This is a genomic window from Stenotrophomonas sp. AG209 (assembly GCF_003550055.1).
In the GTDB taxonomy this organism is placed as follows: domain Bacteria; phylum Pseudomonadota; class Gammaproteobacteria; order Xanthomonadales; family Xanthomonadaceae; genus Stenotrophomonas.
In genome coordinates this window covers 1,799,128-1,810,708 of sequence record NZ_QXDB01000001.1, presented here as the reverse complement: position 1 = coordinate 1,810,708, position 11,581 = coordinate 1,799,128, and the positions used below count along the sequence as shown (strand labels likewise).

11 protein-coding genes are annotated in these 11,581 nt (G+C 68.9%); 7 read left to right on the top strand and 4 right to left on the bottom strand.

Annotation, left to right across the window (positions count from 1 at the left end; translation table 11 throughout):
- The first annotated feature begins 375 nt into the window (after positions 1 to 375).
- The 4 genes from DFO63_RS08435 (at position 376) to DFO63_RS08420 (ending at position 3,603) form a co-directional block, all read left to right on the top strand.
- Positions 376 to 573: a zinc-finger domain-containing protein gene (locus DFO63_RS08435; protein WP_005410967.1), complete on the top strand. Its 198-nt coding sequence runs from the start codon at positions 376 to 378 to the stop codon at positions 571 to 573.
- 15 nt (positions 574 to 588) lie between these two features.
- Complete coding sequence (locus DFO63_RS08430) at positions 589 to 1,704, top strand: glycosyltransferase (RefSeq protein ID WP_049442909.1); 1,116 nt, start codon at positions 589 to 591, stop codon at positions 1,702 to 1,704.
- Positions 1,685 to 3,016 (top strand): O-antigen ligase family protein, encoded by a 1,332-nt coding sequence (locus DFO63_RS08425; protein WP_049442910.1) that lies wholly within the window; start codon positions 1,685 to 1,687, stop codon positions 3,014 to 3,016. Before DFO63_RS08430 ends, DFO63_RS08425 begins: the two co-directional genes overlap by 20 nt.
- 137 nt (positions 3,017 to 3,153) lie before the next feature.
- A complete protein-coding gene (locus tag DFO63_RS08420; RefSeq protein WP_049442911.1) occupies positions 3,154 to 3,603 on the top strand; it encodes a transposase in 450 nt (149 codons plus the stop codon).
- 42 nt (positions 3,604 to 3,645) lie between these two features.
- Here the strand turns inward: DFO63_RS08420 and DFO63_RS08415 are convergent, their stop codons facing one another.
- A complete protein-coding gene (locus DFO63_RS08415; protein ID WP_119006761.1) occupies positions 3,646 to 4,563 on the bottom strand; it encodes an LpxL/LpxP family Kdo(2)-lipid IV(A) lauroyl/palmitoleoyl acyltransferase in 918 nt (305 codons plus the stop codon).
- 60 nt (positions 4,564 to 4,623) lie between these two features.
- Here DFO63_RS08415 and waaA point away from each other — a divergent pair, with 60 nt between their 5' ends.
- Positions 4,624 to 5,922 (top strand): lipid IV(A) 3-deoxy-D-manno-octulosonic acid transferase, encoded by a 1,299-nt coding sequence (gene waaA, locus DFO63_RS08410; RefSeq protein ID WP_049442913.1) that lies wholly within the window; start codon positions 4,624 to 4,626, stop codon positions 5,920 to 5,922.
- A 223-nt stretch (positions 5,923 to 6,145) separates the two neighbouring features.
- Positions 6,146 to 7,390: a hypothetical protein gene (locus DFO63_RS08405; RefSeq protein WP_049442914.1), complete on the top strand. Its 1,245-nt coding sequence runs from the start codon at positions 6,146 to 6,148 to the stop codon at positions 7,388 to 7,390.
- Positions 7,391 to 7,490: 100 nt separating this feature from the next.
- On the opposite strand, the gene DFO63_RS08400 is transcribed toward DFO63_RS08405, so the two are convergent.
- The 3 genes from DFO63_RS08400 to DFO63_RS08390 form a co-directional block, all read right to left on the bottom strand.
- Positions 7,491 to 8,849 (bottom strand): TolC family outer membrane protein, encoded by a 1,359-nt coding sequence (locus DFO63_RS08400; RefSeq protein WP_049442915.1) that lies wholly within the window; start codon positions 8,847 to 8,849, stop codon positions 7,491 to 7,493.
- A gap of 16 nt (positions 8,850 to 8,865) precedes the next feature.
- Positions 8,866 to 9,513 carry a protein-L-isoaspartate O-methyltransferase gene (locus DFO63_RS08395; protein ID WP_014648346.1) on the bottom strand — a complete coding sequence of 216 codons (648 nt, stop codon included), beginning with the start codon at positions 9,511 to 9,513 and terminating at the stop codon, positions 8,866 to 8,868.
- 136 nt (positions 9,514 to 9,649) lie between these two features.
- Positions 9,650 to 10,330 (bottom strand): TetR/AcrR family transcriptional regulator, encoded by a 681-nt coding sequence (locus DFO63_RS08390; RefSeq protein ID WP_014038415.1) that lies wholly within the window; start codon positions 10,328 to 10,330, stop codon positions 9,650 to 9,652.
- 119 nt (positions 10,331 to 10,449) lie between these two features.
- Here DFO63_RS08390 and DFO63_RS08385 point away from each other — a divergent pair, with 119 nt between their 5' ends.
- Positions 10,450 to 11,580, top strand: coding sequence for an efflux RND transporter periplasmic adaptor subunit (locus DFO63_RS08385; RefSeq protein WP_119006760.1), 1,131 nt, complete (start codon positions 10,450 to 10,452; stop codon positions 11,578 to 11,580).
- The last annotated feature ends 1 nt before the right edge of the window (position 11,581 follow it).

Genomic DNA, 11,581 nt, shown 5'->3' with positions numbered 1-11,581 from the left:
GCGGACACCACGGACAGCATCGCTCCGCCCGCCAGGCTGGCAGTGGAAGAGGCGATGCCGGTCCGGTGGGGGCGGGCCATGCGATCGGGTCGGATTGGAGGGGTCGGGGTGCGACCTGGCCCGATCCTGCAACAGCCGCCGCGCGCTGACAAGTGCCATTTAGTTCGATCCAAATGCGGGAAATATCGCTGGAGGCGATTCCGGCGAGCGAACCTGCCGGAACCACCGCGAAATCCCGCTTGGCGCCGCCGCCCGGCGTGCGGCGGGGCGGTGTGCGGCATCGACGGGTGCATGCGAAGACCCGTTGCGGCGCAATGTCGGTGCGGCCCAGATGCTAGAATCACAGGCCTCGCAACCCGTTCACCGACATCCGCCATGAGCCATACCGCCACCGCGCCCGCCAACGCCGAGAAGCGCTACACCGTGCACCGCAGCGATCTGCCGCTGAGCTGCCCGACCCCGGAAATGGCGCTGTGGAACTCGCATCCGCGCGTGTACCTGCCGATCGAAGACGAGCCCAACGGCGAAGCGCAGTGCCCGTACTGCGGTTCCGTGTTCGTGCTGGCCGACTAAACGGCGGCCCCTTCGATGCGCCGATTGACCGTGGTGCAGTTGCTGCCGGCGCTGCACTCCGGCGGTGTCGAGCGCTCGACCCTTGAAATTGCTGCGGCCCTGGTTGCCGCCGGCCATCGCGCGCTGGTCGTATCCGCGGGCGGCCGCCTGGTGCAGCCGCTGCTGGACAGCGGTGCCGAGCACCTCACCCTGGACATTGGCCGCAAGTCGCTGCTGACCCTGCGCCACCTGCCGACCCTGCGCCGGCTGTTTGCCGAGGTTGGCGCGGACATCGTGCATGCCCGTTCGCGGCTGCCGGCCTGGCTGGGCCTGTACGCGATCCGCGCCATGCCCGCCGCACAGCGCCCGCATTGGGTGACCACCGTGCACGGGTTGAATTCGCCCAGCCGCTACAGCGCGGTGATGACCAGCGGCGAACGCGTGATCTGCGTGTCCAATACCGTGCGCGCCTACGTGCAACGCCACTACCCGACGGTGCCGGAAGAGAAACTGCAGGTCATTCCCCGTGGTGTCGATGTCGGCCAGTTCCCACGCGTAGCGCGTGCCGACCGTCGCCCGCGGCTGGCCCTGGCGGCCGATTACCCCTGGCTGGCCCAGGTTGAAGGCCCGCTGCTGCTGCTGCCCGGGCGCGGCACCCGGCTGAAGGGCCACGCCCACGCGCTGCAGCTGCTGGCCGACGTGCGTGCCGCCGGCGTGCCTGCGCAGCTGTGGATGCTGGGCACCGACGAACCCGGGCGCGAGGCCTATGTGGCTGAGCTGCGCCGCCAGGCTGCGGCATTGGGCGTGGCCGAGGCCGTACAGATCAGCACGCCGACCGCACGCATCGCCCAGGCTTACGCCGCCAGCGATCTGGTGCTGCAGCTGTCGGACAAGCCGGAAGCCTTTGGCCGCACCGTGGTCGAGGCGCTGTCGGTCGGCCGCCCGGTGCTGGGCTGGGACCACGGTGGCGTCGGCGAACTGCTGCAGCAGCTGCAGCCCAGCGGCGCGGTACCGCTCGGTGATGCGCGCGCGCTGGGTGAACGTGCGCTGGCCCTGCTGGCGCAGCCGCCGTCCTTGCCGACCCGCATCCCGCTTACCCTGCAGGCCATGCAGCGCGATACCCTCCGCCTCTATGCCGATCTCGCCGGCTGACCCCGCTGCCATCGTGCGCGACGACCGTGCCGGGCGCTGGGCGCCGTGGTGGGTGCTGGCGTACGTGACGATGTGGCCGTTGCCGGGCATCGCCGAAACCGTGCTGGGCCTTGGCGCGCTCTATGCCGCCGCGCGCATGGTCATGCGCCGGCTGCAGCGCCGCCCGCACCTGTTGAGCACGGCAGCCTGGGCGCTGACCTCGATCCTGTTCCTTGGCTACTGGCTGCCGCAGGCGTTCTCGGCCATCGATGCCATCGATCCGTCGGCCTCGTGGACCAAGGCCGCTGCCGGACTGCGCTACCTGCCCTTCATGTGGCTGGTGGCGATCGCGGTGGCCACACCGGAACGGCGGCGGCTGACCTTCGGTGGCCTGGCACTGATCACCGGCGCGTGGACGCTGGACGCACTGGTGCAGGCGCTGGCCGGCACCAGCCCATGGTTCTGGTCGTTGGAACAACTGAAGCTGGCCGTGAGTGGCCACGCGCTGTGCCCGGCCGACGAAGCCGCGCTGGCCGACCGCCTCAGCGGCGCGCTCGGGCCGTGCAACCTGAAATTCGGCCAGGTGCTGGCCAGCCTGTCACCGTTCCTGCTGCTGCCGATGGCGCGGCGGTTCGGCAGCGCGGGGTGGCTGCTGGCCGCTGCCGCACTGGGATGCGTGTTGCTGTTGGCCGGTTCGCGCGCCTCGTGGATCACCTTTGCACTGGTGCTGGCCTACAGCGGCGTGCGCCAGTTCGGCTGGAAGCGGCTGCTCCTGCTTGCCCTGGTGGCAGCGCTGGGCACGGCCGCACTGACAGTGGGCGTGCCGCAGCTGCGCGAGCGTGTTGCGCGCACGGCCCAGGCATGGAACGAAGACGGGCAGGGCGTTGACGAAGCGCTTTCGGGACGCGCGCGGATCTGGACCGCGGCCGTGTGCATGATCGAGGAGCATCCGGTCAACGGTGTCGGTGCGCGCGGCTTCCGCGATGCGTATCCGGCCTGCGTGGCCGACGAAGGCCCCGCCGTGTGGGGCAACCAACCGGCATTGCACGCCCACCAGATCGTGCTGGAAATCCTTGCCGAGACCGGCGTGCTGGGCCTGCTGCTGTGGTTGGCGGCAGTGGCGCAGGCCTGGCGGGCCTGGCGCTATGCTCCGCCGGCCGCGCGTGACCGCGCCCGACCGGCGATGCTGGCGCTGGCGGTCACGGTGTTCCCGCTCAATACACACCTGGCGTTCTATTCCGCGTTCTGGGGTGGCCTGACCGTGCTGCTGGCGGCCCTGTTCGCCGGCAGCCTGCTGGCCCGCGACGCAGATGATTCCCCGCCGCTGAAGTGACCGCGCACCCGCGCATGGCAGGGATCAACCATGGCGCCGATCAGTAGATCCACGCCATGCGTGGATGGGGCTTTCCCGACCCGAACACGGCGACATCTCCACTATCGGTGTCCTCACCGGTCGCGCACGCTGGAGGCATGGCCAGCCCCAGACTCCGCTACGGTCGATTTTCCCGATCCGGGAACGTGTATTCACTGACCACGGCAACCCTTGGACGCGAACCGCTCTTCGCCGACGCCGCCAACGTGGCGATCCTGGTTGACTGCCTGCGCTTCGTTGAGCGCCGCGGTATCAGCCACAGCCTCGCCTGGGTGGTGATGCCCGATCATCTGCACTGGCTGATGGAGCTGCGCAGCGAAACCCTGGCCGAGTGCATGGCCCTGCTGAAGTCGCGCAGCAGTCGGCTGCTGAACCGGCGATTGGAGCGGCGAGGGGCGCTGTGGCAGCACGGGTACCACGATCACGCCGTACGCAGTGATGAATCCCTTCATGAGAAGGCGATGTACATCCTGGCCAATCCGGTCCGTGCGGGCCTGGCCAGCGCGTTGGGTGAGTACCCGCACGCATGGTGCCGTTGGCCGTTGTAGGTGCCGGTGCCCGAATGTAGAGCATCCACGCATGGCGTGGATCTACTTGTAGAAATCGCTCCGGCCGCCGGGCTGGCGCTTGAAACGGCGGTGGATCCACAGGTACTGGTCGGGGGCCTCGCGCACCATCTCCTCGATGGCCTGGTTGACCCGTGTGGTATCGGCTTCCACATCCTCGCTGGGGAAATTCTCCAGCGGCGCACCAATCTTCAGGATGTACTTCCCGCCTTCGCGGCGGTGGAAGTACGGAATCACCGCACAACCGGTCATCCGCGCCAGCTGGTGGGTCGCGGTGATGGTCGACGCGGTGTGGCCGAAGAACGGCACGAACACGGTGTCCTTGCCACGCATGTCCTGGTCCGGCGCGTACCAGAGGAAACCACCCTTCTTCAGATGGCGCACGGTCGCGCGGATGTCCTCGTTGGCGAACATCGCCTTGGCATAGCGCAGGCGGCCGAACTTCACCGCCCACTCGTACACCGGGTTCTTGTGCTTGCGGTACATGCCGGACAGGTCGACGTAGTCGCACAGCAGGCGTCCGCACATTTCCAGGGTCATGAAGTGGCCGGAGACCAGCAGCACGCCGCGGCCTTCGGCCTGCATCTGCCGCAGGTGTTCCAGGCCTTCGATCCGTACCTGCGGGCGGATGCTGTCAATGCTGCCCCACCAGGCACGGATGCACTCGAACACGCCGACGCCCAGCGCATCGAAACTGTCGCGCACCAGGCGCTGGCGCCAGGCTTCGTCCTTCTCGGGGAAGCACAGCTGCAGGTTGACCTCGGCGGCGCGGCGGCGGCTGCCGAGCAGGCACCAGGTGATCCAGCCGACGCCCCGGCCCAGCGCGCGCTGCAGCATCCACGGCAGGCGGGCGATGGCGAAGGCGCCGAACATGGCGGCGAACATCGGCCAGTTGCGCGGATCGCGCAGCGATGGGCGGACGGCGGTGGAGGCATCTGACATGGGTCCATTCTACCAAGGCGGCCGCGTGTCTTTCCCCGGGGGCTCCCGTATCCTTGCCGCATGCGTAAAGACCCTGTCGAATGGATCCTGCGCGGCCTGTATTCGGTCGTGCTCTACATCCTGCTGCCGATCACCGTGTACCACCTGGTCTGGCGCGGCTTCCGGGTCCGTGAATACTTCCGGCGCTGGGATGAACGCTACGCCTCCTATCCGCAGCCGACCGGCCAGCCGCGGGTCTGGCTGCATGCGGTCTCGGTAGGCGAGGTCAATGCCGCCGCACCGCTGGTCAATGCCCTGCGCCAGCAGCGCCCGGACATCCGCTGGGTGATCACCACCATCACCCCGACCGGCTCCGAGCGCGTACGCGCGCTGTGGGGCGACGCCCTGGACCACGTCTACCTGCCGTACGACGTGCCGGGCAGCGTCAACCGCTTCCTCGGCCATTTCCAGCCCAGCCTGGCGCTGATCCTGGAAACCGAGCTGTGGCCGAACATGCTGTTCGGCTGCCGTGACCGCGGTATTCCGGTCTACATCCTCAATGCCCGGTTGTCGGCGCGTTCGCTGCGCGGCTACCGGTTGCTGGCCGCACTGATCCGCCGCGCGCTGCGCACCGTCACCTGCGTGGCCGCGCAGTCGCAGGACGATGCCGAGCGCTTCGTGCAGCTGGGGGCGGAGCCTGGCCAGGTGCAGGCGCTGGGCAACCTGAAGTTCGACATCGCCACGCCGGATGTGCAGGGCTTCGTCGAACAGTTCCATGCGCGGGTACCGGCCGCTCGCCCGGTATGGATCGCCGCCAGTACCCATGACGGCGAGGAGCAGGCGGTGATCGACCTGCACCGGCGCCTGCGCCAGCAGCATCCGGACCTGCTGCTGCTGTGGGCACCGCGACATCCCGAGCGTTTCCCGAAGGTGGAAGCGTTGGCGCGCGAACAGGGCTGGAGCGTGGCGACCCGCCGCGTGGACCAGTGGCCGCACGCGGCCACCGATGTGTTCGTCATCGATACCCTCGGCGAGCTGATGCCGTTCTATGCCTGCGCCCAGGTCGCCTTCGTCGGCGGCAGCCTGCAGGCCATCGGCGGCCACAACCTGCTGGAGCCGGCCGCGATGGGAACGGCGGCGGTGACCGGTCCGCACCTGCACAACTTTGCGGAAATCTCCCGGCGCATGCGCGAGGCCGGTGCGCTGCTGATCGGCGAGGATGCGCAGGCGGTGGGCGATCTGCTGCAGCACCTGCTCGACGATGCCCAGGCCCGCGAGGACATGGCACGCGCCGGTTGTACGCTGGTCAGCAATGGCCGCGGCGCGCTGCAGCGCACGCTTGCCCTGGTCGCGCCGCACCTGCCACCGCCGCGCGAGTGATCGCGGCAGCGCGGCGTCAGCGGCGCTGTCGAGCATTGTCGTGATCAACTTCATCAATTCTGCTTAGCGACGATTTTTCTGTCGTTGCTGGACCGACCCTGCCACTGGCAGCGTGCCTGCCATCACATCGTGGCGCACACGGCACCGATTCTGATTCCGCAGGGCGACGCAGGCTGCCAGCCTGCTGTCGACCGCGCTTGGGCGGATATCAAGGGAACTTGCGATGGACGGCGACAGGGGCAGGGACGGCACCGGTGGGGCCCGGCTGGGCATGGACCATCTGGCGGTGGTGGCGCTGACGCTGCTGGTGGGCGGCAGCGTGATCGCGCTGGTGGGCCAGCAAACGGCGGCGCAGGCCGGCCCGGCCATCGTGCTGAGCCTGCTGCTGGCCGCACTGGGGGCTGGCCTGGTGCTGTGCTGCCTGCAGGATCTGGTGCTGCAGCTGCCTGCGGCCGAGGGCCTGCATGGGCTGCTGGCCACCAGCTGGGGGCCGCGGGTGGCTGGCGTGTTGGGCGTGGCCCTACTGCTGGAGCTGGTGGCGACCACGGCGGGCGTGGCGCAGTCCATGGCCCACCATGTACACGCGGTGCTGGCCGCGGGAGGCCTCCAGGCCAGCGACTGGCTGCCGGAACAGGTGACGGCGGTGGTGGGTCTGCTGGTGCTGGGCGCGCTGGCGTTGCTGCCGCCTCGGCGTGCGGTGCTGGTGGCCTGTGCCCTGCTGACGGTGAAGATCGGTGTCGGGGTATTGCTGCTGGCGCTGGCGGCACGTCATGTGCACTACGCGCACTGGATTCCCTGGCTGCCACCGGCGACCGCGCCGTATCGCTTCGGGCTGGGCGGTGTGCTGGCGGCTGCGGTGCCGCTGCTGGGGGTATTTGCCAGCGTCGGCTTGGCACTGGGCTTTCCTGCGCCGCGCCGCCAGGGCGCGATGTGGCAGCCGGCTGTGCTGGCGCTGGTCTCGTTGCTGGCGATGTTGCTGCTGATCGTGCTGGCGGCACTGCAGGCCGGGCTGGTCGAGTTTTCCGCGCTGGCCAGTACCCGGCCCCTGTCCGTGGCGCTGCAGATGCATCCGCAGTTGCAGTGGATGCTGCCGTTGTTGCCCCTGGCTGGGGCAGCGGGCCTGGCCGCCCTGCAGCTGGTGCTGCTGATGCTGGCCGTGCGGCTGGCAACGTCGCTATGGCCGGGGGAGAGGGAAGCAGTGGGACGTTCCCGCGGCCTGATCGCGGCGGGGGTCGGGCTGCCGGCGGTGATGCTGGTGCTGTGGCTGCCGTTGGGCAGCCTGCCGGCGCTGCCGGGTCCGGCAACCCTGTTGGTGATGGCGGCGCTGTGCCTGGCGGTGCTGCGGCGGCGGAGTGGCACGGGGCAGGGTGCAATCGGTCGCGAACTGGTGCTGCCGATGCTGGCGCCCGTGGCGGCCGCGCTATGCCTGCTTGCGGCGCTGGAGCGACTGCGGGCATGGCCGGGCTGACGGTTCGCGGGGCCACCCAACGGGTCGGTGCGTGTGGATGCACCGCCTGCAAAAAAGCCACCCTTGCGGGTGGCTTCTTCGTTGCCGGCAGGGCGACGGATCAGTGCGTGGTCGTTGCCGGGTTGCCCGCGTCCTGGGTCAGCAGGCGGTTGACGTCCTGCAGTTCGGCCACGTCCAGCGCACCCAGCGACTGGCTCAGCAGCAGGCGGTTCTGCAGGAAGGTGTAGCGGGCCTGGGCGTAGTCCAGCTGCGCCGAGAACAGGATGCGCTGGTTCTGGATCACGTCCAGCACGGTACGGGTACCGACTTCCAGGCCGACCTGCGAGGCGTCGTATGCGCTCTGCGCCGAGACTACCGCCAGGCGGCGTGCCTCCACTTCGCTGATGCCCTGAACCAGGGTCTGGTAGGCATTGCGGGTGTTGCGGTCCAGGGCGCGCTTCTGCTGCTCGTAGCCGTCCTGGGCGATGTCACGCTGGGCCAGCGCCTGGCGCACGCCGGACTGGGTGGCACCACCGGAGAAGATCGGCACGCTCAGGGTCAGGCCGATGCTGTTGGTGCGTGCATCCGGCGACAACGATCCGGCGCCGGTACTGTCACCCCAGGTCGCGCTCTTGCCCCAGCTGCCGCCCAGCGACAGGGTCGGGTAATGGCCGCCACGGGCAGCCTGCACGCCGGCTTCGGCGGCGCTGACCTTCAGTTCCTGCGCCTTCAGCGCCGGATTCTGGTTGGTGGCCTGGTGCACCAGCTCATCGATGTTGCCGCGGTTGGCCGGCACTTCCGGACGGAAGTCGGCCGGCAGGCCGCGCAGGTTGACCACCGGCTGGCCGGTCAGTTCGGTCAGGGCCTGGTAGTTATCGGCCAGGGTGTTCTGCGCAACGATGGTGTTGGCGCGCGCCTGGTCGTACTGGGCGCGTGCTTCGTGCACGTCGGTGATCGGCGCCAGGCCCACTTCCAGGCGCTTGTCGGCGAAGTCGAACTGCTTCTTCGCGGCCGCTTCATTGGTCTGTGCGGCGTTCAGCGATTCGATCGCCACCAGCACGTTGAAGTAGGCCGCCGAGGTGCGCACGATCAGGCTGTCGTTGGCCGAATCGAGGGTGAAGTCCGCCGCCTTGCTCAGCTCACGCTGCGAGCGCAGGTTGTTGATCTGGGTCCAGTTGAACAGCGTCTGGCTGCCGTCGATCGTGTAGGTGCGGCGCTTGCTGGTGAACGAGCCGGAGTTGGCGTCGGCATTGGGCTCGCTGCGCGTGCGGTTCAGCTGGGCCTGGCCGTTGATCTGCGGCAGCAGGGCAGCGCGGGCCTGCACGGCGCCTTCCTTGTCGTACAGCCGGGTCGATTCGGCGGCGGACAGCTGCGGATCGCCATTGCGCGCCATTTCGTAGACCTGCAGCAGGTCGGCGGCATGGGCGGACAACGGCAGCAGGGCAGTGGCCAGCGCAACAGCGAGGGATCGGCGGATCATTGCGGCTTCCTTGGACTCAGAGGTGGAACTGGGGGGCCGGGGCGGCACCACGCAGGTAATCGATATCGGTCTCGAACAGGGACTCGCTGCTTCCGTCGGCCTTGACCAGCAGGGCCTCCATCGCCGGCGAACGGCCATGGATCACGAACAGGCGACCACCCGGACGCAGCCACGAAGCGAACTGTGACGGCACCACGTCGACCGCACCAGTGACACAGATCACGTCAAAGCGGCGTTCGGTCTGCCAGGACAGGGCGTCGGCCACTTCTACGCGGACGTTGGTGCCCAGGCCGGAGGCGTCCAGGCGGGCGCGCGCGGCGGCGGCCAGTTCCGGGTCGATTTCCAGGCTCAGCACGTCGCGTGCCAGCGCGCCGATGCAGGCCGACAGGAAGCCGCTGCCGGTGCCGATTTCCAGCACTTCGTCACCCGGCTGCAGGTCCAGCGCCTGCAGGGTACGGCCCTCGATGACCGGCTTCATCATCTTCTGGCCATGGCCGATCGGCAGTTCGACATCGGCGTAGGCCAGTGCCCGGTGTGCATCGGCGACAAAGGCCTCGCGCGGCAGGCGGGCCAGGACGTCGAGCACCTTGATGTCCAGCACGTCCCAGGGACGGATCTGCTGTTCCACCATCAGTTCGCGGGCGTGGGCGTAATCAATCGTCATGAGGTTCAAATCCAGCGCAGTGGGCCGGCCATTTTACCGGTGCCGGAGGCCGGCGGCGCGCCCAGAGCATCAGCTGCCGGGGGGCCGGGGTCGCAGTGCCGGAAGTCATCGCGACCTCCGGTTCGTTCAGTTTTGGTTATTCAGCCGTCCCGGCCCCTCGCGGCGCATAGGCGCGCAGGAAGAAGTCGATGCTGGCGGTCACGTGGGTGAGAGGGTCGCACTCCACCGGTGACAGTGGCATGCCGCACATCATATGCATGTGCACTTCGCCCTTGACCAGGGTCAGGAACTGCTGGCCAGCCAGGTAATAGTCGGGGATCTCCAGCTCGCCGCGTTCGCCGCGGGCGCGCAGGAAGTCGGCCAGGGCCTCGCAGGTACGCTCCGGGCCGGCCTGCCAGAACAGCTCGCGCAGGCGTTCGTCGGTCTCCGGCGCCATCATCATGCGCTGGATCGAGATCGCCGCGTCGGAGGTGATCAGCTCGAAGAAGGCCAGGCCGATGCCGATCAGCTGGTCGCGCAGCGGACCGTCCGCGTCGGCCACGAACAGCGCGTCGGGCAGCATTTCGATGCACTTTGACTGCACGGCCTCGGAGAACAGGGTCTCCTTGTCGCCGAAGTGGCTGTACACAGTCAGCTTCGAGACGCCGGCCTGAGCGGCGATGGTGTCCATGCTCACGCCGGTATAGCCCTGTTCGATGAACAGTGCCTTGGCTGCTTCAAGGATCGCCGCGCGCTTGCCGAGGTCCTTGGGGCGCCCGGGTCCGGCGGCCTTGGCAGCGGGCTTGGCCGACGGCTTGCGGGAAGTGTGAGAACTCATCACGACAATACTAGACCAAGCGGTTCGATATTTATACTATACCGGCCGGTTTATTAAATTGGGCCGGCAGTCGCGGCTCCTCCCTTAGTTGCAACCCTGCGTTTTCAGGACGTTGACCGATGAAGATCGTGCGCTGGATGGGCGGTATGGTGTGGATGGCTGCGCTGGCAGCCTGTTCGGGACAGGAACAGGCGCCCCAGGCGGCCGTGCCGGTGCTGGTGGTTCACCCCGGCGAGCAGGCCGGGCAGGCGCCGGCGGCGTTCCCGGGGACGGTGCGTGCGCGGCAGGAAAGTCCGCTGTCGTTCCGCGTCGGCGGCAACCTGGTCAAGCGCCACGTCGATGCCGGGCAACGGGTGAAGAAGGGCGACGTGCTGGCCGAACTGGACGTGGCCGACTTCGCGCTGCAGGCGCGCGCCTCGCAGGCGCAGCTGGCGGCGGCCGAAGCCGATCTGGTGCGTGCCCGCGATGACCTCAAGCGCTACCAGGTGCTGGCCGACCAGCAACTGGTCAGCCGCTCGCAGCTGGACCAGCAGTCCGCCGCGTTCAAGGCCGCGCAGGGGCAGGCCAACGCGGCCCGCGCCAACCTCGATGTGCTGCGCAACCAGGCCGAATACGCACAGCTGCGCGCGCCGGCCGACGGCGTGATCGCCAGCCGCGAGGCCGAAGCCGGGCAGGTGGTGTCCGCCGGCCAGACCATCTTCAACCTGGCCGCCGACGGTGCGCGCGAAGTGCTGATCGACCTGCCCGAGGCCACCATCCGCGACTATGCGGTGGGCCAGCCGGTCGAGGTGGAGCTGTGGAACCGCCCCGGCCAGCGCCTGCCGGGCACGATCCGCGAGATCGCTGCCGCCGCCGATCCGCAGGCACGTACCTATGCAACCCGGGTCAGCCTGCCCGCCGATGCGCTGGCCGATGTCGAACTGGGCCAGAGCGCGCGCGTCTACAGCAGCGCCGGCCGCCGCGGCACCCTGCAGCTGCCGCTCGGCGCGCTGCAGCGCGGTGCCAACGGTGCCGCCAGCGTATGGGTGGTCGATCCGGCCAACAGCACGCTGAAGGCCGCAGCAGTCACCACCGGTGCCTACGGCAGTGAGACGGTGCCGGTGCTGTCCGGCGTGGGTGCCGCTGACTGGGTGGTCGCTGCCGGCGGACACCTGTTGCGCGCCGGCCAGCCGGTGATCGCCGTGGACCGCCAGAACCGCCCGGTGCTGAAGCCGGCCACGCCGGCCGCTGCCGCCAAGGCCAAGGAGTAAG

What these genes read in the sequence shown, in the direction of transcription:
- DFO63_RS08435 (WP_005410967.1), top strand. Translation starts at nt 376, where the DNA reads ATGAGCCATACCGCCACCGCGCCCGCCAACGCCGAGAAGCGCTACACC.
- DFO63_RS08390 (WP_014038415.1), bottom strand. Translation starts at nt 10,330, where the DNA reads ATGAGTTCTCACACTTCCCGCAAGCCGTCGGCCAAGCCCGCTGCCAAG.
- DFO63_RS08430 (WP_049442909.1), top strand. Translation starts at nt 589, where the DNA reads ATGCGCCGATTGACCGTGGTGCAGTTGCTGCCGGCGCTGCACTCCGGC.
- DFO63_RS08395 (WP_014648346.1), bottom strand. Translation starts at nt 9,513, where the DNA reads ATGACGATTGATTACGCCCACGCCCGCGAACTGATGGTGGAACAGCAG.
- DFO63_RS08400 (WP_049442915.1), bottom strand. Translation starts at nt 8,849, where the DNA reads ATGATCCGCCGATCCCTCGCTGTTGCGCTGGCCACTGCCCTGCTGCCG.
- DFO63_RS08425 (WP_049442910.1), top strand. Translation starts at nt 1,685, where the DNA reads ATGCCGATCTCGCCGGCTGACCCCGCTGCCATCGTGCGCGACGACCGT.
- DFO63_RS08415 (WP_119006761.1), bottom strand. Translation starts at nt 4,563, where the DNA reads ATGTCAGATGCCTCCACCGCCGTCCGCCCATCGCTGCGCGATCCGCGC.
- DFO63_RS08385 (WP_119006760.1), top strand. Translation starts at nt 10,450, where the DNA reads ATGAAGATCGTGCGCTGGATGGGCGGTATGGTGTGGATGGCTGCGCTG.
- DFO63_RS08420 (WP_049442911.1), top strand. Translation starts at nt 3,154, where the DNA reads ATGGCCAGCCCCAGACTCCGCTACGGTCGATTTTCCCGATCCGGGAAC.
- DFO63_RS08405 (WP_049442914.1), top strand. Translation starts at nt 6,146, where the DNA reads ATGGACGGCGACAGGGGCAGGGACGGCACCGGTGGGGCCCGGCTGGGC.
- waaA (WP_049442913.1), top strand. Translation starts at nt 4,624, where the DNA reads ATGCGTAAAGACCCTGTCGAATGGATCCTGCGCGGCCTGTATTCGGTC.